The sequence below is a fragment of the Streptomyces sp. NBC_00078 genome (assembly GCF_026343335.1).
GTDB lineage: Bacteria > Actinomycetota > Actinomycetes > Streptomycetales > Streptomycetaceae > Streptomyces.
On the sequence record NZ_JAPELX010000001.1, the window covers coordinates 8570864 to 8594616 of the forward strand.

The 23753-nt window shown below is 70.3% G+C and carries 20 protein-coding genes; 10 read left to right on the top strand and 10 right to left on the bottom strand.

Features of this window, described 5'->3' with window-relative positions:
• Nucleotides 1–52: 52 nt before the first annotated feature.
• Complete coding sequence (locus OOK07_RS39870; RefSeq protein WP_266801473.1) at nt 53–1378, top strand: DUF8825 domain-containing protein; 1326 nt, start codon at nt 53–55, stop codon at nt 1376–1378.
• Between the two features lie 255 nt (nt 1379–1633).
• On the opposite strand, the gene OOK07_RS39875 is transcribed toward OOK07_RS39870, so the two are convergent.
• Nucleotides 1634–2029 (bottom strand): nuclear transport factor 2 family protein, encoded by a 396-nt coding sequence (locus tag OOK07_RS39875; RefSeq protein ID WP_266801474.1) that lies wholly within the window; start codon nt 2027–2029, stop codon nt 1634–1636.
• Nucleotides 2030–2201: 172 nt separating this feature from the next.
• Between OOK07_RS39875 and OOK07_RS39880 the strand changes: the two genes are divergently transcribed.
• Complete coding sequence (locus tag OOK07_RS39880) at nt 2202–2564, top strand: cupin domain-containing protein (RefSeq protein ID WP_266801475.1); 363 nt, start codon at nt 2202–2204, stop codon at nt 2562–2564.
• Nucleotides 2565–2626: 62 nt separating this feature from the next.
• On the opposite strand, the gene OOK07_RS39885 is transcribed toward OOK07_RS39880, so the two are convergent.
• Nucleotides 2627–3982 (bottom strand): vWA domain-containing protein, encoded by a 1356-nt coding sequence (locus tag OOK07_RS39885; protein WP_524540331.1) that lies wholly within the window; start codon nt 3980–3982, stop codon nt 2627–2629.
• Nucleotides 3979–4836: an AAA family ATPase gene (locus tag OOK07_RS39890; RefSeq protein WP_266802265.1), complete on the bottom strand. Its 858-nt coding sequence runs from the start codon at nt 4834–4836 to the stop codon at nt 3979–3981. Before OOK07_RS39890 ends, OOK07_RS39885 begins: the two co-directional genes overlap by 4 nt.
• Nucleotides 4837–5013: 177 nt before the next feature.
• On the opposite strand from OOK07_RS39890, the gene OOK07_RS39895 reads away from it, so the two are divergent.
• On the top strand, nt 5014–5610 hold the full coding sequence (locus tag OOK07_RS39895; protein WP_266801476.1) for a hypothetical protein: 597 nt from the start codon (nt 5014–5016) through the stop codon (nt 5608–5610).
• Nucleotides 5611–5821: 211 nt separating this feature from the next.
• Here the strand turns inward: OOK07_RS39895 and OOK07_RS39900 are convergent, their stop codons facing one another.
• The 5 genes from OOK07_RS39900 to OOK07_RS39920 form a co-directional block, all read right to left on the bottom strand.
• Nucleotides 5822–6490: a LutC/YkgG family protein gene (locus OOK07_RS39900; RefSeq protein WP_266801477.1), complete on the bottom strand. Its 669-nt coding sequence runs from the start codon at nt 6488–6490 to the stop codon at nt 5822–5824.
• Complete coding sequence (locus tag OOK07_RS39905) at nt 6487–7989, bottom strand: LutB/LldF family L-lactate oxidation iron-sulfur protein (RefSeq protein ID WP_266801478.1); 1503 nt, start codon at nt 7987–7989, stop codon at nt 6487–6489. Before OOK07_RS39905 ends, OOK07_RS39900 begins: the two co-directional genes overlap by 4 nt.
• Nucleotides 7986–8741 carry a (Fe-S)-binding protein gene (locus OOK07_RS39910; RefSeq protein WP_266802267.1) on the bottom strand — a complete coding sequence of 252 codons (756 nt, stop codon included), beginning with the start codon at nt 8739–8741 and terminating at the stop codon, nt 7986–7988. Before OOK07_RS39910 ends, OOK07_RS39905 begins: the two co-directional genes overlap by 4 nt.
• A 73-nt stretch (nt 8742–8814) precedes the next feature.
• Nucleotides 8815–10278 (bottom strand): rhamnulokinase, encoded by a 1464-nt coding sequence (locus tag OOK07_RS39915; protein ID WP_266801479.1) that lies wholly within the window; start codon nt 10276–10278, stop codon nt 8815–8817.
• On the bottom strand, nt 10275–12314 hold the full coding sequence (locus tag OOK07_RS39920; protein ID WP_266801480.1) for a bifunctional aldolase/short-chain dehydrogenase: 2040 nt from the start codon (nt 12312–12314) through the stop codon (nt 10275–10277). Before OOK07_RS39920 ends, OOK07_RS39915 begins: the two co-directional genes overlap by 4 nt.
• 269 nt (nt 12315–12583) lie before the next feature.
• On the opposite strand from OOK07_RS39920, the gene OOK07_RS39925 reads away from it, so the two are divergent.
• Complete coding sequence (locus OOK07_RS39925; protein ID WP_266801481.1) at nt 12584–15220, top strand: family 78 glycoside hydrolase catalytic domain; 2637 nt, start codon at nt 12584–12586, stop codon at nt 15218–15220.
• A gap of 30 nt (nt 15221–15250) precedes the next feature.
• On the opposite strand, the gene OOK07_RS39930 is transcribed toward OOK07_RS39925, so the two are convergent.
• On the bottom strand, nt 15251–16126 hold the full coding sequence (locus tag OOK07_RS39930; RefSeq protein ID WP_266801482.1) for an NAD(P)H-binding protein: 876 nt from the start codon (nt 16124–16126) through the stop codon (nt 15251–15253).
• A 169-nt stretch (nt 16127–16295) separates the two neighbouring features.
• On the opposite strand from OOK07_RS39930, the gene OOK07_RS39935 reads away from it, so the two are divergent.
• Nucleotides 16296–17159, top strand: coding sequence for a LysR family transcriptional regulator (locus OOK07_RS39935; RefSeq protein WP_266801483.1), 864 nt, complete (start codon nt 16296–16298; stop codon nt 17157–17159).
• Nucleotides 17156–17521 (top strand): YciI family protein, encoded by a 366-nt coding sequence (locus tag OOK07_RS39940; protein ID WP_266801484.1) that lies wholly within the window; start codon nt 17156–17158, stop codon nt 17519–17521. Before OOK07_RS39935 ends, OOK07_RS39940 begins: the two co-directional genes overlap by 4 nt.
• A 45-nt stretch (nt 17522–17566) precedes the next feature.
• Here OOK07_RS39940 and rhaI read toward each other — a convergent pair whose 3' ends face one another.
• The gene (gene rhaI, locus OOK07_RS39945; RefSeq protein WP_266801485.1) at nt 17567–18727 is read right to left on the bottom strand and encodes an L-rhamnose isomerase; all 1161 of its coding nucleotides are present in this window, start codon (nt 18725–18727) and stop codon (nt 17567–17569) included.
• Between the two features lie 272 nt (nt 18728–18999).
• Between rhaI and OOK07_RS39950 the strand changes: the two genes are divergently transcribed.
• From OOK07_RS39950 to rhaS, 4 genes are all read left to right on the top strand, one after another.
• Nucleotides 19000–20517, top strand: coding sequence for a sugar ABC transporter ATP-binding protein (locus OOK07_RS39950; protein ID WP_266801486.1), 1518 nt, complete (start codon nt 19000–19002; stop codon nt 20515–20517).
• Nucleotides 20514–21554 (top strand): ABC transporter permease, encoded by a 1041-nt coding sequence (locus OOK07_RS39955; protein WP_266801487.1) that lies wholly within the window; start codon nt 20514–20516, stop codon nt 21552–21554. The genes OOK07_RS39950 and OOK07_RS39955 overlap by 4 nt, the downstream gene beginning before the upstream one ends.
• Nucleotides 21547–22530, top strand: coding sequence for an ABC transporter permease (locus OOK07_RS39960; RefSeq protein ID WP_266801488.1), 984 nt, complete (start codon nt 21547–21549; stop codon nt 22528–22530). Before OOK07_RS39955 ends, OOK07_RS39960 begins: the two co-directional genes overlap by 8 nt.
• A gap of 126 nt (nt 22531–22656) precedes the next feature.
• The gene (rhaS, locus tag OOK07_RS39965; protein ID WP_266801489.1) at nt 22657–23733 is read left to right on the top strand and encodes a rhamnose ABC transporter substrate-binding protein; all 1077 of its coding nucleotides are present in this window, start codon (nt 22657–22659) and stop codon (nt 23731–23733) included.
• Nucleotides 23734–23753: the final 20 nt, after the last annotated feature.

Sequence of the window (23753 nt, forward strand, 5' to 3'; positions counted from 1 at the left end):
TTGCCGATCACCGCCCGAGTGGATTGTCAGTGGTGCGTCCTACTCTCGCCACATGACCTACTGCGTCTGGCACAGGGGCCTCGGCATCACGCTCGATCTGACCGAGGCGGATCTCGGACACCCCGAATACCCGCGGCTGCTCGACGAGATCTACGGCAATTACCAGCCGGATCTTCTGTACTGCCTGGAAGCCCATGAGGACGAAGGGCTCATCTGCCCCGGCTTCATGGCGATCCGCAAGGTCAGCGGCCGACCGCACGCCATGCATGTGGCAAAGGGCGAACGCCCCGAGACAAAGGCCGAGAGCGATCTCCACAAAGCGCTCGGGGAGTACACCGCCGACATCGCCTCCGGGGAGGGTTTCCATGTGACGCGAGCGGAGGGGGCCAAGCACGGAAAGCGCGGTACGGATGTGACGGTGGAGGGCGCCGGCAGGCAGCGACTGGCGTACGAGATACAGCTCGCGGCGATAGCCGGCGGTTCCGTGGACGAGCGCACCCGCAGCGCCCACCGGGAGGGCCTCACCCCCCTGTGGCTCGTCAACAACGAAAACGCGATACCCATCGACCGCGCTCCCTGGGCCCGACTGAACGTACAGAGCTGGCGGGACGTGACCGACCGCGCGGCCCTGTCGGTGCGTGGCGGCGTCAAACAACTGCACATGTCGCGCTGCGACTGGAGCAATCCGGTGCCCTGTCCCCGGCAGGGCGCCGGCCGGTGCGGCGGACGGCACGGGCTGTGGGAACCGGTGCGCGGGCTCTACTACGACGACGTCATCCGGCGCACCGGCGCGGGCGAACTCGTCTCGCTCTACATGCCGCGTCCGGCCGGCCGCCGCGGATGGCACATGTGGGTCACCCCGACGGACAAGGAGGAGTTCCTCGAAGGCCGCCCCGAGCCTGTTCCGGCTCCGCGCACCGCGCCCCGGGCGGGACAGCCCCTTCCGCTTCCGGGACCGGCCGATCCACGGGACGGTGACGGCATGGCGACGGGAGTTCGGAGCGAACTCACCCGGGCGCTCGACGACGGGCAGCCCATCGACGCCTCCCTGTGGCACACGGAGCCGGGGCCGTCCGAATTCTCCCGTCCCTTCACGGTGGGCGAGTTCGTCATACCCGGCGATCTGGTCGCCGCGCGGCGCACCTTTACCCGGGCGCTCGAACACTGCGCGGACATCGCCTCGCACCTGCCGAGCGGCGCTGACATCGCGGCGGGACGCGCGGAGATCTCCGGCAACCAGCGTGACCGTCTGGGGGACGCACGGGAGCGGTGCAGGCGACTGGCCGAGGAGATGCACACCCACCCGTGGTGGGAGACGGTCGGTGACCGGCACGCGGCTCGGGAGGCGCTGACACACGCGGCCACCCACGACGGGTGAGGTCCGGCGGACCGTCGTGCATCACTGCCGACGGGCCAGACCGACGGGCACGCCTTGCACACACCCGGCGAGCTGTCGCGCTTCGAGCTTCCGTGGACCGACGTCGAGGCGGTGTGCCGGCCGCGTCGACATGTTGCTCTTCGGATGTGCTGCTCGCCGGGCGGGCGGTGTCCTGCCGTGCCGAGCGGAGTCATCGACTCCGGCGGCATCGCGGATGCGGACCTGTTCGCCCGGCTGCGCGGCCGGGCGACGGCGTCATGACCAGAACTCGTTGCCCGCGTCGAGGTTTTCCACGCACTCGTCGAGGTCGGTGATCTTGTCTCCGACGATCCGGAAGACGATGCCTCCGTCCTCGTCCATGCTCTTGTCGCCACGGCGGGCGGTGGCGTGGTGGAGCGAGACCGCATGGCCGCGGCCGTCCACCAGGATGGTGCGCAGTTCGACCTTGAACGTGCCGCCCGTCTCCTCGAAGAGCCGGCGGTAGTAGTCGAGGATCGCGTCGATCCCCTTGCAGTCTCCGGACAGCGGGTGGCTCCCGGGCACGTGGTGCGTGGCGTCGCTCGTCATCATCGAGCGCAGGGTGTCCATGTCACCGCTTGAGAAGGCTTCGTAGCCCTGGCGGATGAGCAGTGCGTGGGGGTGTTCAGCCACGATGATCGCCACCTTTCTGGTGGATCGGCGATGGCGGCCTCCGCACACCATTCTCCGCCTGTTCGGCCCACTTGTCCGCTTGTTCGCGAAGGTCGCGTCCCCCGGATGGCGCCCCCGGGTGGACGGGTCGACGATGGTGTGGTGGGCGGGGCTCGCAATGGAGGGAGCCGACATGATCGAGATCAAGGCCGTGGACAAGCCCGACGAGCGGCGCGACTTTCCGCGCGGACACCTCGAAGCAGTCCATATGACGGGGCTCGACTTCGCCGTGGCCACCTTCGAACCCGGCTGGCGCTGGTCCGAGTCCGTAGGGCCCATCGCCGGCACGGACACCTGCCAGGTCCATCACAACGGCTACTGCGTCAAAGGGCGCATGCGCATACGCATGGACGAGGGCGGCGAGAGCGAGGTCGCAGAGGGCGACGCCTTTGTGATCCCGCCCGGCCACGACGCCTGGGTGGTCGGGGACGAACCGTGCATGGTCTACGACTTCGCAGGCGGCATGGCAACGGACTACGCGAAGGCGAAGGACTAGGAAGAAGGACTAGAAAGAAGGGCCACGAAGGGCACGGTGCCTGTCTGCGCCGGCCGACGCGGTCAGACCGGCAGCAGCCGTGCGATCAGTGCGCTGAGCTGGCGGGCGGTGCGGCACTCGTGCATGTCGACCAGCTCGGCGTACGCGGGCGCGGCGGAATCGCCCGTTCCCCACAGGGCCTGCGGCTCGGGGTTCAACCAGTAGACGCGCCGAGCCCGTTCGGCGACGCGCCCCACCGCCGCCAGGTTCGGGTCGCTCATGTTCGTACGGGCGTCACCGAGGACGAACACCGTGGTGCGCGGGCCGACCGCGTCGCCGTAGCGCTCCGCGAACTCGCCCAGCGCGACGCCGTAGTCGCTGCTGCCGTGCCAGCCCGTGAGCGTCGCCTCCGCCCGGATGCGGGCGCCCAGCCCCTCCGGGTCGGCCGCGCCGTGCACGAGGAGCGGTGTCACCTCGTCGAGCCGGTTGACGAAGGCGAACACCCGCACCTTGCTGAACTGGTCGTGCAGCGCCTGCACCAGAAGCATCGTGAAGTCCGAGAACCCGGACACCGACCCCGACACGTCGCACAGCAGCACCAGTTCGGGCCGTACCGGACGGCGTCTGCGCAGCACCGGCTTCATCGGCACCCCGCCCGTCGACAGCGATCCGCGCAGGGTGCGGCGCAGGTCGATGCTGCCGCGGGAGGTGCGGCGCCGGCGTGCCGCGAGCCGGGTGGCGAGCTTGCGGGCGAGCGGCTGAACTGTCCTGCGCAGTTCGGCGAGCTGGAGCTTGCCGGCGTACAGGAAGTCGAGCCGGTCGGGCGTCGTGGCCACCGCGCGCCGGGCGAGTTCGTCCCGGTCGCGCCGCTCGGCGATCCGGCGCCGGGCCTCCGCGGCCACCTGCCGCCGGAAGGTCTCGATGCGTCGCCGGATCTCGTCCTCCAGCAGCCGGTCGGTGAACCCGGACGCGCCGCTCTGCGCCCGGACACTGTCGCGGACACGGGCGAACAGCGTCTGCGGGCGGACCCGGTCGAGGGTCTGATGCGACGACCAGCCGTCAGAAGCGGGGGAGGAGCCGTATCCGCCGAAGCCGTCCACCGCCTCGGCGGCCAGTCGCGCCATCAGCATCTCGTCGCCCGCGGCCAGTGCTGCCGCGAGTCGGTCCCGCAGATCGTCCCGGTCCGCCGACTCACCCTCGGGCGCGCCGATGCCGCGCGGGAAGTACAGGTCGAAGACCGGGTCGAACACCTGCCGCTGGGCCGGCCCGTGCAGCAGCGTCGCGGCCAGCCCTTCCCGCAGCAGCTCGCGGTCGGCGAGGCCGAGCGCCGCCACAGCCTGCGCCGCGTCCACGGTCTCGCCGGTGCCGATCCGCATGCCGTGCGCCCGCAGCGCCCCGACCAGGGACGTGAGGCGATCCGCCACGCCGGGGGCGGTCACACGGCGTCCAGGTCGAGCTTGGCGGCCGCCTTGAGGACGTCGTCCTGGTGCTTGAGCAGAACGCCCAGACTGTCGTGTACGACGGTCTCGTCGAGGGTGTCGGCGCCCAGCGCCAGGAGCGTGCGCGCCCAGTCGATCGTCTCGGCGACCGAGGGCACCTTGCGCAGGTCCATCGCGCGCAGGGCACCGACCACCCGGACCACCGAAGTCGCCAGTGCCTGATCAAGACCGGGCACCTTCAACCGTACGATGCGACGCTCCAACTCCTCGTCGGGGAAGCCGATGTGGAGGAAGAGACAACGGCGCCGCAGCGCCTCGGACAGCTCGCGGCTGGCGTTGGAGGTGAGGACGACGAAGGGACGCCGGGTCGCGGTGATCGTGCCCAGTTCGGGGACGGTGACCTGGAAGTCGCTCAGCACCTCCAGGAGCAGGCCCTCCACCTCGACGTCCGCCTTGTCGGTCTCGTCGATCAGCAGCACCTTGGGGTCGTCACCGCGGATGGCGGTGAGCAGAGGCCGTGTGAGCAGGAACTCCTCGCTGAAGATGTCCGTGCGCGCCTCGTCCCACGTCTCGTCGCGGCCCGCGCTGATGCGCAGCAGCTGCTTGGCGTGGTTCCACTCGTACAGCGCCCGGGACTCGTCGACGCCCTCGTAGCACTGCAGCCGGACCAGCCGGGCCTGCGCCACCTCGGCGACGGCCTTGGCCAGCTCGGTCTTGCCGACCCCGGCGGGGCCCTCCACCAGCAGCGGCTTGCCCAGCCGGTCGGCGAGGAAGACGGTCGTGGCGACCGCGGGCGAGGCGAGATATCCGGTGGCGGCGAGACGCGCGGAGACGTCGTCGACGGATGTGAACAGCAACGGGGCCTCCAGCTCGACACAGCTCGGAGCGGATCGGAACGCGGATCGGATCCACTATCCAAGCGCTTGTTCACCCACTCTGTCACGCGAACCAAGGCTCCTCGGAAAGCGAGACCGGAGTGAGACCCGTGAACGGCCCGAGGCGATGTCAGAGGGCCGCTGTACGTTTCGGCCATGGGGATCTATCTGGTCAGTGTCGGTGCGCAGGAGTGGTTCGACGACGACGAGGACGAGGGCGGCCGAGGAGCCCTCGCCTCCGCGCTCGGCGAGGAGTTGAGCCGGCGCGGCCTGCCGCCGTACGAGTCGGTGCCCGAGGCGGCGGACCTGGTACGCGGTTCCGGAATGTCGTTCGAGGAGAAGCTGGTGCCTCCCATGGACGGCTTCAGCGCGCTGTGCCGGACGCATCTGTCACGGGAGGAGGAAGAGGTGCTCTGCGGCTGGTCGGTGCTGGTGCCGCTCTCGCTCGACGAGGAGATCCGGCTGCCCCTCGGCTCCGCGTACACGGACGCCACGATGGTCGCCGGCGCTCCTCAGGTGCTCGGTCTCGTCGAGCGGCTGGCGGCGGCCGTCGAACTGCCGGTGGACGTGATACCGGCGGCCTGTGACAACCTCGATCTGACCATGTGGTTCCTGGAGGGACCGGCGAAGGAGGTGGCGGCCGCCCGGCCCGGACCGTGGAGCGAGGACCTGGACGCCGCGTTCTACGTGGCGCTGTATCTGCGGGCCGCACAGCACTCGCTGCGGCGGGGCTGTCCGATGGTCTACTCCTGATTGTTCCGATCGCGTCCGATCAGGCCGCCGATGGTGCCTGCGATGACGCGTCCGCCACCGAGCCGAACTCCACCTGCCCCGGGACACGCCGAGTGCGCCCACGACCGTCGTCGCAGCGCCTCGTGCAGCTCCGCCGGAGTCAGGAGGCCCGGGGGCGCGCCCCGGCCAGCGCCGCGCCCCACCCGCCGTCGGACCGGTCCCCGCTCGCCCGCTACGAAGTGGCCTCGGCGCCCGGTCGGCCACTCACCAGCACCACCTCCAGGGAGCGCGGACCGTGTACCCCCTCGACCCGGTCCAGCTCGATGTCGCTGGTCGCGGACGGGCCGGAGATCCATGTCAACGGGCGGGCCGGGTCGAGGCGTTCCAGTGCCTGGGGCACGGCGGACACCACCTGCTCCGGCACCCGTACGACACAGATGTGGTGGTCGGGGACGAGCGTGATCCGGCGGCGGCCCTGGTCCGGGCCGCCGTCCAGCACGATCGTCCCGGTCTCGGCGACGGCCACCGCACACGCGGTGACCACGCTGTCGACCCGGTCCAGCTCGTGCGGGGTGCTCTCACCGCGATCCGGGACCCGCTCGGCATCCGTCGCCGCGAACCACTCCTCGTCCAGCCCCGCCGGCACCAGCACCGTCTTCGAGCCCCGCTCGGCGAGCAACCGGCCGATCACCGCCGCCAGTTCGTCCTCCGCGCAGCGGTGCACGATCGCCCGGTATTCCGCCAGGTTCTCGGCCAGCAGATCCACCGTCCGCTCGACACTCCGCTCGCCGTGCTCGCGCAGATAGTCCCGAGGAACCGCCTGCTCGTACGGCGTGTCGTCCTGTCCCACGTCCGCCAGAGCGCGCCGCACCCGGCCCAGGATCCGTTCCCTGCTGCTCACTTCGAGGTCCCCTTCTCGGTCTTCCCGCCGTTCGTGCGCTGCCACCAGTCGCGGAACGGCTCCGCCGGCACCGCCGGAAGGTCCCGGCTGCCGCTCCACGCCTGGCCCGGTCCGGGCAGCGTCCGCGGATGCAGGCGACGCGTTCGCGAAGCGAGCCGCTGGCCCGAGCGCAGGACCCCCGGGTGAGTGAACGCCCAGCGCGCCGCGCGCATGGCCGCCCGCTCGGCGGCATGCCCCTTCGCGGGCTGCAGCACCACCTTGTTGCCCTCGCGGGTCACCGGACCGCCCTCCACGACCCGTTCCCGCAGATGGACGAGGACCTCGGGGATGTCGATGGCGACCGGGCACACCTCGTAGCAGGCGCCGCACAAGGACGAGGCGTACGGCAGGGAGGCGTCGATGTCGCTTGCCGTGCCCCGGAGCTGAGGGCTGAGGATGGCACCGATCGGGCCCGGGTAGACCGAGCCGTAGGCGTGGCCGCCCGCCCGCTCGTACACCGGGCAGACGTTGAGACAGGCCGAGCAGCGGATGCAGCGCAGGGCCTGGCGGCCGACCTCGTCGGCGAGGGTGTCGGTGCGGCCGTTGTCCAGCAGGACGAGATGGAAGTGCCGCGGGCCGTCCCCTGCCTCGGCGCCACCGTCGCTCGTGCCGGTCCACATCGAGGTGTACGGGTTCATGCGCTCGGCCGTGGAGGAGCGGGGGAGGGTCTGCAGGAACACCTCCAGGTCCCGCCAGGTCGGCAGGATCTTCTCGATGCCGACGACCGAGATCAGTGTCTCGGGCAGGGTCAGGCACATCCGCCCGTTGCCCTCGGACTCGACGACCACCAGCGTGCCGGTCTCCGCGATCATGAAGTTGGCGCCCGAGATGCCCACCTTGGCGCGCAGGAACTTCTCGCGCAGGTGCAGACGGGCCGCCTCGGCGAGTTCGGCGGGCGTGTCGGTGAGGCCTTCCGGGGCCGGGCGGCCCCACTCGCTCATCTCCTTGCGGAAGATGTCGCGGATCTCGCCGCGGTTGCGGTGGATGGCGGGGACCAGGATGTGGGAGGGCCGGTCCTTGCCCAACTGCACGATCAGCTCGGCGAGATCGGTCTCGTAGGCGCGGATGCCCTCGGCTTCGAGGGCCTCGTTGAGGCCGATCTCCTGCGTGGCCATCGACTTGACCTTGACGACCTCGGACTCGCCGGTCGCCTTCACCAGGTCGGCCACGATCCGGTTGGCCTCGTCGGCGTCCGCGGCCCAGTGCACGGTGCCGCCCGCGGCCGTGACCGCTTCCTCCAGCTGGACCAGATAGCGGTCGAGGTGACGCAGCGTATGGTCCTTGATCCGCTTGCCCGCCTCCCGCAGCTCCGCCCAGTCGGACAGCTCCGCCACCGCGTTCGCCCGTTTGGCGCGGATGGTGTGGGTGGCGTGCCGGAGATTGCCGCGCAGCGTCTCGTTGTGCACGGCGTCGTGCGCGGCCTTCGGGAAGGCCGGCATCCCCACGAACGTCCCGCTCATGCCGCCGGCTCCTTCTCCGTGCTCGCCAGGATCTCCGCGAGGTGCACCGGCCGCATGTCGCTGCCGGCCCGCGTCATCGTGCCGCCGATGTGCATGAGGCACGAGTTGTCGGCCGCGCACAGCACCTCGGCGCCGGTCGACTCTGCGTTGCGCACCTTGTCCACGCCCATCGCCGTCGAGACGTCCGCGTTCTTCAGCGCGAAGGTGCCGCCGAAGCCGCAGCACTCCTCGGCGCCCGGCAGCTCCACCAGTTCCAGGCCCTTCACGGCCTGGAGCAGACGCCGCGGCCGGTCGCCGAGGCCCAGTCCGCGCAGGCCGTGGCAGGTCGGGTGGTAGGTCACCTGGTGCGGGTAGTACGCGCCGACGTCCGTCACCCCCAGCACGTCCACCAGGAACTCCGTCAGCTCGTACGTCCTTTGGACGACCGGTGCCAGCGTCGCGGCGAGCGTGTCCCCGCGCCCCTCCGCCCGCGCCCGCTCACCCATCCGCGGATACAGCTCGCGCACCATCGCCCCGCACGACCCGGACGGTGTGACGATCGCCTCGTAATCCCCGAAGACATCGGAGAAATGTCTGGCCAGTGGTTCCGCCTCGTGCCGATACCCGGTGTTGTAGTGCGCCTGCCCACAGCAGGTCTGGGCCATCGGGAAATCGACCTCGACGCCCAGCCTGGTCAGCAGTTTCACCACGGCGCGCCCGGTGTCCGGGTAGAGCGTGTCGTTGACACAGGTCAGGAACAGGGCGACACGCATCGCGGCTCCTAGTGGATCGATCATCGGATGAGTGCAGAGTAGTCCGAGTACGAGGGTCTGTGGGAGACCGCTCTCATTCCGAGACGATCCGGGCCTGCGCCGCACGCCATGGCGCGGTCTCGCCGCGCGGCTCGTACCGCGTGAGCGGCTGGGTACGGACGAGCAGGTGCCGCATCCCCGCGAGGTCGCCGACGAGCCCGTGGGCCCGGGCCTGGACCAGCACATTGCCCAGCGCCGCCGCCTCCGCCGGGCCCGCCACCACGGGCAGCCCGCAGGCGTCGGCGGTCAGCTGGCACAGCAGCGCGTTGCGGGTACCGCCACCGACGACGTGCACGACATCCACCGGGTGGCCGGCCAGCCGCTGCGCGTCCTCGACGGCCCTGCGGTGGGCCAGGGCCAGCGAGTCGAGAATGCAGCGCGTCATCTCGGCGGGCGAGACGGGCACCTGCTGCCCCGAGGCGCGGCAGGCCTCGGAGATCCGCTCCGGCATCCGACCCGGCGCCAGGAACGCGGCGTCCCCCGCGTCCACCACCGACCGCAGCGCCGGCACCTCGGCCGCCTCCAGCAGCAGCCCGCCCAACTCCGGCTCGCCCCAGGCCCGTAGGCACTCCTGGAGCAGCCACAACCCCATGATGTTCCGCAGATACCGGACCGTGCCGTCCAGCCCCAGCTCATTGGTGAAGTTGGCAGCCCGGCTCTCCTCGGTCAGTACGGGCGCGCCCAGCTCCAGTCCGGCCAGCGACCAGGTCCCGGTGCAGATGTACGCGAACCGTTCGCCGTCGGCCGGAACGGCGGCCACCGCGGACGCCGTGTCGTGCGAACCGACCGTCGTCACCGGCACCCGGCCCGACAGCCCGGTCACCTCCAGCACCTCGGGCCGCAGCACACCCGCAGGATCGCCGGGCCGGCGCAACGGCGCGAACAGGCCGAGGTCGATGCCCAGCCTGGAGGCGACCTCGTACGACCAGTCCCGCGTCCGGGGATCGATCAGCTGGGTGGTCGAGGCGTTGGTGAGCTCGGTGCCCTGCTCGCCCGTGAGCCAATGCGACAGCAGGTCCGGAATGAGCAACAGTCTTTCCGCGGAACGCAGTTGACGGGACTCCCGGGCTGCGACCAGCTGGTACAGCGTGTTGAAGGGCGCGTACTGCAGTCCGGTCGCCGCGTACAGCTCGTCGGCGGGCAGGGTCGCCCACACCTTCTCCGCGACGCCTTCGGTGCGCGCGTCGCGGTAGTGCACCGGATTGCCGAGCAGTGCCCCGTCCGCGTCCAGCAGCCCGTAGTCCACGGCCCAGCTGTCGATGCCGACCGAGTCGAGCCGTCCACCGCAGTCGCCGCCCGCCGCCCGCAGGCCGTCCAGGACACCCCCGTACAGCGCGAGGATGTCCCATCGCATCCCCTCGGGGACCCGCACGGGCCGGTTGGGGAAGCGGTGCGCCTCCGTCAGCTCCAGGCTGTCGGGGCCGACGCGGCCGACCATGACACGCCCGCTGGACGCGCCGAGGTCGACCGCGGCGTACGACTTCACGTCCGCGCTCATCGCAGGAAGGCGGCCGCGACGCCGGCGTCGACCGGGACGTGCAGCCCGGTGGTGTGCGTCAGCTCCCCGCCGGTCAGCGCGAAGACGGCATTGGCGACGTGCTCCGGCAGCACCTCCCGCTTGAGGATGGTCCGCTGGGCGTAGAACTCGCCCAGCTTCTCCTCCGGCACCCCGTACACGGCCGCCCGCTGTGAGCCCCAGCCGCCCGCGAAGATCCCGGAACCGCGTACGACACCGTCCGGGTTGACCCCGTTGACGCGGATGCCGTGCTCGCCCAACTCGGCGGCCAGCAGCCGTACTTGATGGGCCTGGTCGGCCTTGGTGGCCGAGTAGGCGATGTTGTTGGGCCCGGCGAAAACGGCGTTCTTGGAGGCGATGTAGACGATGTCGCCGCCCAGCTTCTGCGCGATCATCACCCGGGCCGCCTCCCTCGACACGAGGAAGGAGCCACGGGCCATGATGTCGTGCTGCAGGTCCCAGTCCTTGGCCGAAGTCTCCAGCAGGGGCTTGGAGATGGAGATCCCGGCGTTGTTGACCACGAGGTCGACGCCGCCGAAGGCGAGCACGGCCGCCCTGAAGGCCGCGGAGATCTGCTCCTCGTCCGTCACGTCCACGGCCACGGCGACGGCCTTGTCCGGACCGCCCAGCTCTTCGGCGACGGCGGCAGCGTTCTCCGCATTGAGATCGGCGACGACGACACACGCCCCCTCACCGACCAGCCGCTCGGCGATCGCCTTCCCGATCCCGCTGCCCGCGCCGGTGACAAGGGCGACGCGCGTCGCCAGCGGCTTGGGCTTCGGCATCCGCTGGAGCTTGGCCTCCTCCAGCGCCCAGTACTCGATCCGGAACTTCTCCGACTCCTCGATCGGCGCGTACGTCGACACGGCCTCGGCCCCGCGCATCACGTTGATCGCGTTGACGTAGAACTCGCCGGCCACCCGCGCGGTCTGCTTGTCCTTGCCGAAGCTGAACATGCCGACCCCCGGTACCAGCACGATCGCCGGGTCGGCCCCGCGCATCGCGGGGGAGCCGGGCAGGGCGTGCCGCCGGTAGTAGGCGGCGTACTCCTCGCGGTACTCGGCGTGCAACTCCTTCAGCCGCGCGATCGCCTCCTCCAGGGGAGCGGTCGGCGGCAGGTCGAGAACGAGCGGCCGTACCTTCGTACGAAGGAAGTGGTCCGGGCAGGATGTCCCCAGCGCGGCGAGCCGAGGATGCTCGGCACGGGCCAGGAACTCGAGCACGACGTCGGAGTCGTCGAAGTGCCCGACCTGCGGCCTGTCCTGAGAGGCGATGGCCCGCACATACGGCGCCAACGCCGCGGCCCGCTCCCGCCGCTCGCCCTCGGCGGATCCTTCGTACCCCTCGATCACCGGCCCGAAGGGCTCTTCCCTGCCCCGCTCGGCGAGGAACACCTCCGCGGTCCGGATGATGTGCAGCGAGTTCCGCTCGCACTCCTCGGACGTCGCACCCCAGGCAGTGATCCCGTGCCCGCCCAGCACACACCCGATGGCCTGCGGATTGGCCTCCTTGACCGCCGCGATGTCGAGCCCCAGCTGGAACCCGGGCCGTCGCCACGGCACCCACACCACGGTGTCGCCGAAGCACTCGGCGGTCAGCTTCTCCCCGTCGGCGGCACAGGCGAGCGCGATCCCCGAGTCGGGGTGGAGGTGGTCGACGTGCGCGGCCTCCACCAGCCCGTGCATGGCCGTGTCGATGGAGGGAGCCGCACCGCCCTTTCCGTGCAGGCAGTAGTCGAACGCGGCGACCATCTCGTCCTCGCGTTCCACCCCCGGATACACAGCCTTCATGGCCCGCAGCCGGTCCAGCCGCAGGACGGCGAGCCCGGCCTCGGTCAAGGTGCCCAGATCACCCCCCGATCCCTTGACCCACATCAGCTCCACGTCACCACCGGTCACGGGATCGGTGTCGGTGCCCTTCGCGGAGGTGTTCCCCCCGGCGTAGTTCGTGTTGCGGGGATCGGAGCCGAGCCGGTGGGAACGGGCCAGGAGGGCGGCGGCTTCGGGGTGGGGTGCCATGAGCGGGTCTCTTCCTTGCGTCGTCGGAACGGCGTTCGCCGCGAGCACATCACTGTCTGCATATCGTTTGAATCGTTTCAGGAAACGTAGCTTCAGCGTGGTGGCGCCGTCAAGATGCCGGGCATCCGCGTCCGGGACGGTTCGAAAGAAGTGACTTCTTCCACGCCGGAAGCCTTGACGATGCGCCAGGCCCGCCTTCACGATGCCGTGAAACGTTTCACGCCCCTCTCCCGGTCAGTTACACGTGTCGAAATCAAGGAAGCGATCTGATGCGCGTCACCGCTCCCGTTCTGGAACACCACCGCGAGCCCCTCGGCATCGGCGAGTCCCGCCCGCGTCTGAGCTGGCGCACCGAGACGGACACGCCGGACTGGACGCAGAGGGCGTACCGGCTTGAGATCACCGGCCCCGATGGCGCCCTCCTCGTCGATACCGGACGCGTCGAGAGCGCCGACTCCGTGCTGGTTGAGTGGCCGGGCGAGGCGCTCGGCTCCCGGAGCCGGGTCGGGGTGCGCGTCCGGGTATGGGGAGAGGGCCCCGAGCCGTCCGCGTGGTCGCCGCTCACCCGAGCGGAGACGGGACTTCTCAGCCGTAGCGACTGGACCGCCCGGCCCGTCACCCCGGACCGAGAACGCGCCGATGCCCCGCTCCCCGTGGCGTTGCTGCACCGCACCTTCGCTCTCGACAGGGCGGTCGCCTCGGCCCGGCTCTACATCACCGCATACGGCGTGTACGAGGCCGAGATCAACGGCACCCGGGTGGGCGATCACGTCCTCGCGCCCGGCTGGACTTCGTATGACCACCGGCTGCGGTACCAGACCTTCGACGTGACGGGTCTGCTCCGCGCCGGCGACAACGCGATCGGCGCGTTCCTGGGGGAGGGCTGGTACACCGGCCGGCTCGGATTCGACGGCGGCCGGCGCAACCTCTACGGCGAGCGCCGTGCGCTGCTCGCCCAGCTGGAGGTAACCCACCCCGACGGCACCGTCACGACCATCGCCACCGACGGGGCGTGGCGCGCCACCACCGGACCGGTCCTGCGCTCCGAGCTCTACGACGGCGAGGCCTACGACGCCCGGTCGGCCCGCCCCGGCTGGTCCGAACCGGGCCACGACCTCTCCGACTGGTCGACGGTCACGGAACTGGCGCCTCCCGAAGCCGAGTTGGTGGCACCGACGGGCCCGCCCGTGCGCCGCACCCAGACCCTGGCCCCGGCCGACGTCATCACCACACCGTCCGGGAAGACCGTTGTCGACTTCGGCCAGAACCTGGTCGGACGCCTGCGCATCCGTCTCTCGGGCCCGGCCGGCCACACGGTCACCCTGCGGCACGCCGAGGTGCTGGAGCACGGCGAACTCGGCGTGAGGCCCCTGCGCCAGGCCGCCGCCACCGACACGTACACGCTCGCCGGCGCGGGCGTGGAGACGTACGAACCCGGCTTCACCTTCCATGGGTTCCGCTATGCCGAAATCGAGAACTGGCCGGGTGAGTTGGACCCGGCCGCGGTCGAAGCCGTCGTCCTGCACACCGACATGACGCGCACGGGTTGGTTCGAGTCCTCGCACGAGCTCGTGAACCGCCTGCACGAGAACGTCGTGTGGGGCATGCGCGGCAACTTCCTCGACATCCCGACCGACTGCCCCCAGCGCGACGAACGCCTCGGCTGGACCGGCGACATCCAGGTCTTCGCCCCCACCGCCTCCTTCCTCTACGACTGCTCGGGCATGCTCGGCGGCTGGCTGCGCGACCTCGCAGCCGAGCAGTTCGCCCGGCCCGACCGCGTGCCGCCGCTGGTCGTGCCCGACGTCCTGCCGTCCGACGTCTTCGGGAGCACTCCGCACGCGGTGTGGGCCGATGTCGCCGTACTGCTGCCGTGGACGCTGTACCGGCGCTTCGGCGACCTGGAGGTGCTGCGCACCCAGTACCCGGGCATGCGCGCCTGGGTGGAGACCGCCGCCCGCCTCACCGAAGAAGGCGGCGGACTGTGGCGCCAAGACGTCCAGCTCGGTGACTGGCTTGACCCCGCCGCCCCGCCTGAGGACCCGGGAGCCGCCCGCACCGACGGCGACCTCGTCGCCAACGCGTACGTCGCCCGCTCGGCCGACGTGCTCGCCCGGACGGCGCGACTGCTGGGAGAGAAGGACGACGCCGTACGGTACGAGGAGTTCGCGCGGGCGGTACGGGCGGCGTTCGCCGACGAGTTCGTCACCCCGGGCGGGCGCATGTCGAGCGACGCGCAGACCGCGTACGCACTGGCCCTCTGCTTCGCGCTGCTCCCGACGGAGCGTCAACGTCGGGGCGCCGCCGAGCGGTTGGTTCACATCGTGCGCACGTCGGGCTACCGGATCGCCACCGGATTCGCCGGTACGCCGCTCATCTGCGACGCCCTGTGCGCGGGCGGCGAGCCGCAGTCGGCGTACCGGATGCTCCTGGAGACGGGCTGCCCGTCCTGGCTCTACCCGGTGACCATGGGCGCCACGACCGTGTGGGAGCGCTGGGACTCGATGCTGCCCGACGGGAGCATCAACACGGGTGAGATGACCTCGTTCAACCACTACGCGCTCGGTGCCGTCGCCGACTGGCTGCACCGCACGGTCGCCGGTCTGGAGGCAGCCGAACCGGGATGGCGCCGACTGCGCATCGCACCGGTTCCCGGCGGCGATCTCACCTTCGCGAAGGCGGCGCACGACACGCCGTACGGTCGTGCCGAGGCGGGCTGGCGGATCGAGGGCGACACGCTCATGGTCGAGGTCCTCGTACCGCCGGGCACCCGGGCCGAGGTCCAACTCCCGGGGGACGGCGAGCCGTTCGAGGTCGGCTCGGGCCGCCGCACCTTCCGGCGGCCGTACACTGCCCCCGCCTGGCCGCCGGCCGCGATCCGGCATCCGTTCGCCGGCCCGCAGTAGCGGCGCGGAAGAGGTGCGCTGCGCAGGTGCTCAAGCCGGGAAGGCCGGCCTGAGCACCTCCTCGCACCACTGGCGGAAGCCAGTCGGGCCCGGAGACGCGGTGCGGTGCTCTTCCTCGTAGGCGCCCTCGTTCTGAGCCACGGCCATGTCGGCGAGCCCCTGCGCCCACGCCTCGCTCGCCCCGTGCCGCACCATCGTCGCCCGGTACGCGTCGACGGGGATTTCCTGGTAGCGGACCGGCCGCCGCAGGACGTCCGACACTATCTGGGCCATGCCGTCGGGGGAGAGGGCGTCGGGGCTGACCACGGGCACCGCGTCCTGGCCGGTCCACGCATCGTCGAGCAGCAGTTCGACGGCCTTCGCGGCGATGTCGCGGGTGGCGACGATCGCGAAGGTGCGATCCCCGGCGTGCGGCCAGAAGAAGGCGCCCTGGTTCCGGATCGCGTCGAGCTGCCAGAGCAGGTTCTCCATGAAGCCCGGCGGCCGCAGCGCACGGCACCGCACGCCGGTGCCCGCCATCAGCTCTTCAGCGGCCCGAGCCGCCGACAGATGCCCGGCGTTCTTCCCGATCCCACGGCCCATGGTCGACACACTGACGACCCGCTGGACGCGGTGGCCGGTGATCGCCTCGCACGCCGACCGAGTGGGGTCGAGGACGTGGGCGTCGACGCTCTCCGCGCGCGGATCCGGCGGCACCAGCCAGAACACGGCATCCGCACCCGCGAACGCCTCCCCGACCACATCGGGGTCACGATGCGAACCCTGGACGACCTCGACCCGGTCCCGCACCGTGGGCGAGAGCCGGGAGGGATCGCGCACGATCACCCGGATCGGCTCCTGGCGGCCGAGCAGTCCGTCGACGACCTGCCGGCCGATCTGACCGGTCGGAGTGGTGATGACAAGCATGGAAGCTCCAAGAAGGCTCGCGGGAAAGGCGGTTGACACCCTTGGGCCGTCGGCGGACGGACCCGGTAGCCGCCTGCTCCGATCCTGCGATGCGATCTCACGACACGGAAGGATCGAAGCGATCCCGCTTGTTACCCTCTGGGACATACCGAACGGGAGGTGCCAGGCCGTGGAGTCCCGACCCCTGCGCTACTTCGTCGCCGTCGCCGAGGAACTCAACTTCGCCCGAGCCGCCGAACGGCTGGGCATCTCCGCCCCACCCCTCTCTCGCGCCATCCGCAAGCTGGAGACGGACCTGGGCGTCGCCCTCTTGGAGCGCACCACCCACAGTGTCAGCCTGACCCCTGCCGGGACGGTTCTGCTGAGGGAGGCCCGGATCGCCCTCGACGCCCTGCGGGCGGCCGGCGTACGAACCCGGCGCGCGGCAGACCCGGACCCCAAGCTGGTGCTCGCCGTCAAGGCCGACGGCGCCGCGGGACTGCTCGAAGCCATCCTGGGCCGCTACGCCACCGAGCCCGCTGCCCGGCCCGTCGCGGTCCGCCTCTCCGGCTGGGGTGAACAGGCCCGTCTGCTGCGTGCGGGCGAAGCGGACGCAGCCCTGATCTACGAGCCGTTCGACCGCACCGGCCTGGACTCCGAGACGGTGGCCGTCGAGCCCCACGTCGCCGCCCTCCCGGCCACCCACCCTCTGGCGGCCCGGGACGACCTCACCCTCGCCGACCTCACCCTCCCGGACGTCCGACCGGGCGAGCTGCACGGCCTGGCCCGCTACCGCGACCTGATCGTGGACCGGTACGGGGTCGCGGACCTGCCCCAACTGCTCACCCTCGTCGAACTGGGTCAGGTGGTCACGCTGCTCCCCGAATCGGTCACGGTCCGCTACCCGCGCCCGGGCGTCGCCTACCGCAGGATCCCGGACGCCCCGCAGGCGGTCCTGTCCATCGCCTGGCCCCAGCAGTCCTGCTCCAGGGCCACGGCGGCACTCGTCCGCGCGGCGACCTCGGTAGCCGCCTTCCCCGAGGCGGCGGCATGAAGTACATGGTGCTGATGTACGCCGACCCCGCGGCGACCGAGGCGATGACGGCCGCCGAACGCGCGGACGTCTTTTGCCGGCACGAAGCCCTCCACCAGGACCTGGAGGGCACCGGCGAGATGCTCAACGGAGCCGGCCTGGCCCACCCGCGGGACACCACGACCATCCACCACCACGCGGACGGACCGAGGCCGGCGGACGGACCGCTCACGGACACCACCGACCAGCTGACGGCCTACTACGTGATCGACTGCGCGACCCCCGAGCGGGCGAGGGAGATCGCCGAACGCGTCCTCGACTTCCACGTCGTGGCCGTGGAGATACGCCCCGTCCACGATTTCTTCGGCATGACCGAAAGCTGACCCGCAGCCTGCGCATGACCGAACCCGGCAGACGAGCAGGAGCCCTCACGCCCCCCAGCCGGCCTGCTCCCCTCCGACCCGCTCCTCGACGATCTTCTGCGCCCATCCGGAACGGCGGTAGGCGGCGATGGGGTCGGGATCGAGTCCCGTCTCCTCACGCAGGTCGGCCAGCAGCGGTCGTACGTCGGTGTTGTACGCGTCCATGAGCACGGCGTTCGCCGCGAGCACATCACCCTCGCGCTGAGCCACGGCCAGCGCGTCCCGGTCCACGAGCAGGGCCTTCGCCGTCGCCTCCTGGACGTTCATGACGGACCGGATGATCGCCGGGATCTTGGCCTCGATGTTGTGGCACTGGTCCAGCATGAAGGCGACGTCGGAGGTGAGTCCGCCGCCCCTGATCACCTCGTACATGATCCGGAAGAGCTGGAAGGGGTCGGCGGCACCCACCATCAGGTCGTCGTCGGCGTAGAAGCGGGAGTTGAAGTCGAAGCCGCCGAGTTTTCCTTCGCGCAGGAGGGTGGCGACGATGAATTCGATGTTGGTGCCGGGTGCGTGGTGTCCGGTGTCCACGACGACCTGGGCCTTCTCGCCCAGCTTCAGGCAGTGGGCGTACGCGGTGCCCCAGTCGGGGACGTCGGTGGCGTAGAAGGCGGGCTCGAAGAACTTGTACTCCAGGAGCATGCGCTGCCCCTCGCCCAGCCGCTCGTAGACGGCAGCGAGTGCTTCCGCGAGCCGGTCCTGGCGTGCGCGGAGGTCGTCCTGCCCGGGGTAGTTCGTGCCGTCGGCGAACCACAGCTTCAGATCCCGTGAGCCGGTCGCGTCCATGATGTCGACGCATTCCAGCAGGTGGTCGAGGGCCTTGCGGCGGACGGCGGCGTCGGGGTGGCAGATGCTGCCGAGTTTGTAGTCGTCGTCCTGGAAGGTGTTGGAGTTGATCGCTCCCAGTTTCAGACCGTGGTCGTCGGCGTACTTCGCCAGGGCGCCGTAGTCGTCGACCTTGTCCCACGGAATGTGCAGGGCCACGGTCGGGGCGACGCCCGTGAACGCGTGCACCTGCGCGGCGTCGGCCAGTTTCTCCTGCGGCGTGCGGGGGACGCCCTGCTGTGCGAACACCTTGAAACGGGTCCCCGAGTTCCCGTACGCCCACGACGGCGTCTCGACTGCCTGGGTCTTCAGTGCGGCCTTCACCGCGGCGAGCTCGGTCACTTCAGGGCTCCTGTGACGTCGGGCCGGAAACGGCTTGTGGATGAATCGATTCAGAAGGCGAAGCTTAGAGCTCCCCGTGGGGGTGTCAAGCTTTCTGGCAGAGGCTGTTGCCCGTGGCCTGACCGTGACCTTTGGCTCTCGAAGGAATCTCGAAATTTTTTCGAGGTGGACCCATTGACGTGACATGGCCAGCGCGCCTAACGTCCCGGCAACCAAGTTGAAACCTTTCACGACGCCGAGAGCCCCTCGTCGGCGTCGTCGAGGAGCCCCTCATGACCCACCCGTCCGACACGTGTCCGGCCCCGGTGCTGGCGCTCGAGGACATCTCGAAGTCCTTCGGCGCCGTGCGCGCCCTGCGGGACGTCTCTCTGGAGCTGTTCCCCGGCGAGGTGCACGCGCTCGCCGGAGAGAACGGCGCGGGCAAGTCCACCCTGATCAAGACCCTTGCAGGTGTGCACCGACCCGACACCGGCCGGGTACTGCTCGACGGTGAGCCCGTCGTCTTCCACGGGCCCGGCGACGCACGCGACGCCGGCATCGCCGTCATCTACCAGGAGCCCACGCTCTTCCCCGACCTGTCGATCGCCGAGAACATCTTCATGGGCCGCCAGCCCCGGCGCGCCCTCGGCCGTATCGACCACAAGGCCACCCACACGGCGACCCTGGCGCTGATGCAGCGCCTCGGCGTCGAACTCGACCCCGACCGTCCGGCCCGCGGCCTGTCGATCGCCGACCAGCAGATCGTCGAGATCGCCAAGGCCCTCTCCTTCGAGGCTCGCGTCCTGATCATGGACGAGCCGACGGCCGCGCTCACCGGAAGCGAGGTGGCCCGCCTCTTCGGCGTCGTACGCACCCTGCGCGAACAGGGAGCCGCGGTGCTGTTCATCTCGCACCGGCTGGAGGAGATTTTCGAGATCTGCCGGCGGGTCACCACGCTGCGCGACGGCGCCTGGATCTCCAGCGAGCCGATCGACGGCATGACCGAGGACGACCTCGTGCGCCGCATGGTCGGCCGCGACCTCGACGAGCTGTACCCCAAGCAGGACGTCCAGCCCGGTGAAGTCGCCCTGAGAGTGCGGCGGTTGACCCGCGAGGGCGTCTTCACCGACGTCTCCTTCGACGTGCGGCACGGCGAGATCGTCGGTCTCGCTGGACTCGTCGGCGCGGGCCGTACGGAGGTCGCGCGGGCCGTCTTCGGCATCGACCGCTGGGACGGCGGAGAGGTCGAGGTCCAGGGTCGCAGGCTGACCAACGGCGCCCCCTCCGTCGCCATGGCCGCCGGACTCGCCCTCGTCCCCGAGGACCGGCGCGCCCAGGGCCTGGTTATGGACATGTCCATCGAGCGCAACATCGGCCTCACCGGTCTGCGTACGACCGTCCGGGCGGGATTGGTCGACCGCGGCGCCGAACGCAGCCGCTCTCTCGACTGGGCCGCGAAGCTCCAGGTCAAGTACGCCCGGCTCGCCGACACCGTCAACACGCTGTCCGGCGGCAACCAGCAGAAGGTCGTTCTCGCCAAGTGGCTGGCCACCGGCCCCAGGGTGCTGATCGTCGACGAGCCCACGCGCGGCATCGACGTCGGCACCAAGGCCGAAGTGCACCGGCTGCTCAGCGAGCTGGCTGCCGACGGCGTGGCCGTCCTGATGATCTCCTCCGACCTGCCCGAGATCCTCGGCATGGCCGACCGCGTGCTCGTCATGCACGAAGGACGCCTGACCGCCGAGATCCCACGCGCCGACGCCACCGAGGAAACCGTGATGGCCGCAGCCACCGGGAGGGCCGCCGCATGACGGTGACCACTCCCAACGAAACCCCCGTCGCCGAGGTGCCCAAGTCCAGCGGCACCCGGCTCGTCGACCGCGTCTTCAAGATGCGCGAACTCGCCATCCTGGTCGTCTTCCTGGTGATGATCGGCATCACCCAGGCGGGCAACAGCGAGTTCCTGTCGGAGCAGGGCATCAAGGACCTGCTTCTGAACGCGACCATCCTGGTCCTGGTCGCCACCGGGCAGTCCCTGGTGGTGATCACGAGGAACGTCGACCTGTCGGTCGGCTCGACCCTCGGCATCACCGCCTTCGCCGCGGGCGACTATCTGCACGGCGGTGGCAACGCGGTCGTGGCCATCGTCCTGGCCGTGCTGATGGGCATCGGCTTCGGTCTGCTCAACGGCCTGCTCGTCAGCCTCGGCCAGGTGCCCGCGCTCGTCGTCACCCTCGGCACGCTCTACATCATCCGCGGCGTCGACTCCATCTGGGTCGGCTCTCGCCAGATCACGGCGGCCGACCTTCCCGGCGGCTTCGTGGACTTCGGCTCCGGCGGCCTCTCCGCGGTGCCGTGGCTGGCGCTGATCGCACTGGCGGTGCTGGTGGCGACGGCGTACTACCTCAAGCACTTCGGCAGCGGGCGCGAGTTGTACGCGCTCGGCTCCAACCCGGAGGCCGCCAGGCTCGCCGGCATTCCCGTGCGCAAGCGGATCCTTGCCGCGTACACCTTCTGCGGAGGCCTCGCCGGGCTCGCGGGTGCCATGTACCTGGCCCGCTTCGGCAACGTCGACTCCGGCACGGGCACCGGCTACGAACTCACCGTCGTCAGCGCGGTCGTGGTCGGCGGCGTCGTCTTCACCGGCGGCTCCGGAAGTGTCTACGGGGCCGCGCTGGGCGCCCTGCTGCTGACCTCCGTCAACAGCGTGCTGCCCGCCCTCGGCGTCAGCTCCGTCTGGGTGCTCGCCATCAACGGCATCCTGCTCATCCTCGCCATCGCGGTCGACCGGGTCGTCGCGCTGCGCGTCGCCTCGGCCTTGAAGAAGAGGAACGCCCGCCATGCCTGACTCCCTGACGCGCGCGGTCCGCTGGGACACGGTCGTCGGCGCCCTCCTGGTCGTCCTGTTGCTGCTGTCGTTCGGCACCGTCGACGGCTTCGGCAACGCCCTCAACCTGTCCTTCCTGATCGGCAACACCCTGCCCATCGCCCTGATCGCCCTGCCGATGACCCTGCTGGTCGTCGCCGGAGAGATCGACCTGTCCGTCGCCTCCACGGCCGGCCTGTCGGGCGCGGTGATGGGCAAGCTGTGGAACGACGGCATGGCGATCGAGACGATCATCCCGATCTGCCTGCTGCTCGGAGTGGCCTGCGGGCTGGTCAACGGGCTCCTCGTCACCCGGCTCGGACTGCCCTCCCTCGCCGTCACCATCGGCACCCTCGCCGCCTACCGGGGCATCGCACAGATCGTGCTCGGCTCCGACGCGGTGACCGACTTCCCCACGCAGTACCTGGACTTCGCGGCCGGACGGATCGGGAACACCTTCATCCCGCAGGCCTTCCTGCCCTTCCTCGTGCTGCTCGCGATCGCCGTCGTGGTCCTGCACGCCACCCCGTTCGGACGCTCGCTGTTCGCGATCGGCGCCAGTGAGGAGGCGGCGCGGTTCGCGGGCGTCCGCGTCAAGCGGCACAAACTCATCCTGTTCACGGTGACCGGCCTGATGGCCTCCCTCACCGGCATCTTCTGGGCCCTGCACTACGCCAGTGCCCGCTACGACAACGCCACCGGGCTCGAACTCTCCGTCGTCGCGGCCGTGTTGCTCGGCGGCATCGACTTCGACGGCGGCAAGGGCACGCTGGGCGGCGCCATCGCCGGGGTGTTTCTGCTCGGGGCGTTGCAGAACGTGATGAGTTTGCTCAATGTCTCGGCGCAGTCGCAGATCGTCGTCACCGGCGTGCTGCTCGTGATCTCCGTACTCGCCCCTCGGGTCGCGCGGCAGATCGGTGTCGCCAGGGCGGCGGCACGCTCCGCCGGCGCTGGATAGACCGTTCGTCGGCTGCGGGCCGGTTGTGGCTGGTCGCGCGCACGCGGCGGAGCCGCAAACCGAACCCGGCCCCGCGCCCCTGGAAGGGCGCGTCCTGCTCACCTTCGTATCAAAGGACCCCATGCCATGCGCTCATCCTTCCGCCGTACCTGTGCGGCCCTCGCCGCCGTCACCTCACTCGCCCTGGCCACGACCGCCTGCGGTGGTACCACCAAGAGCGACGTCAAGGACGACAGCGGCTCGGCCGCCTCCGCCGGCAAGGCCGACCCGAACGCCGCCCTCAAGAAGGGCCTGACCGTCGGCTTCCTGCCCAAGCAGGTCAACAACCCGTACTTCACCTCCGCCGACAAGGGCGGCGAGAAGGCGCTGACCGAGCTGGGCAACAAGTACAAGGAAGTCGGTCCGTCCAGCGCCACCGACACCGCCGGCCAGGTGAGCTACGTCAACACGCTCACGCAGCAGCAGGTCAACGCCATGGCCGTGTCCGCTCAGGACCCGGGCGCCCTGTGCACCGCGCTCAAGCAGGCCATGAAGAACAACATCAAGGTCGTCACCTACGACTCCGACACCAAGGCCGACTGCCGCAACGCCTTCGTCTCGCAGGCCGGCGCCGAGGACCTCGGCCGCACCGAGGTGCAGTTGCTCGCCAAGCAGATCGGCTACAAGGGCGAGATCGCGATCCTGTCCGCCGCCCAGACGGCCACGAACCAGAACACCTGGATCGGGTTCATGAAGGACGAGCTGAAGGACCCGAAGTACAAGAACATCAAGCTGGTGAAGATCGCGTACGGCAACGACGACGCCCAGGCGTCCTTCCAGCAGACCCAGGGCCTGCTGCAGCAGTACCCGAACCTGAAGGGGATCATCTCCCCGACCACCGTCGGCATCAAGGCGGCCGCCCAGTACCTGTCCGGCTCCAAGTACAAGGGCAAGGTCAAGCTGACCGGCCTCGGCACCCCCAACGACATGCGTAAGTACGTCAAGAACGGCACCGTCGACGCCTTCGAGCTGTGGGACCCGTCGAAGCTTGGCGACCTGGCCGCCCGAACCGCCGTGGCGCTGGCCTCCGGTCAGATCACCGGCAAGGAGGGCGAGACCTTCAAGGCCGGCTCCACGGAGTACACCATCGGCAAGGACGGCGTGATCAGCCTCGGCAAGCCGACCGTGTTCGACGCGAAGAACATCGACCAGTTCAACTTCTAGGCCCCTTCGCCCCCTTGGGA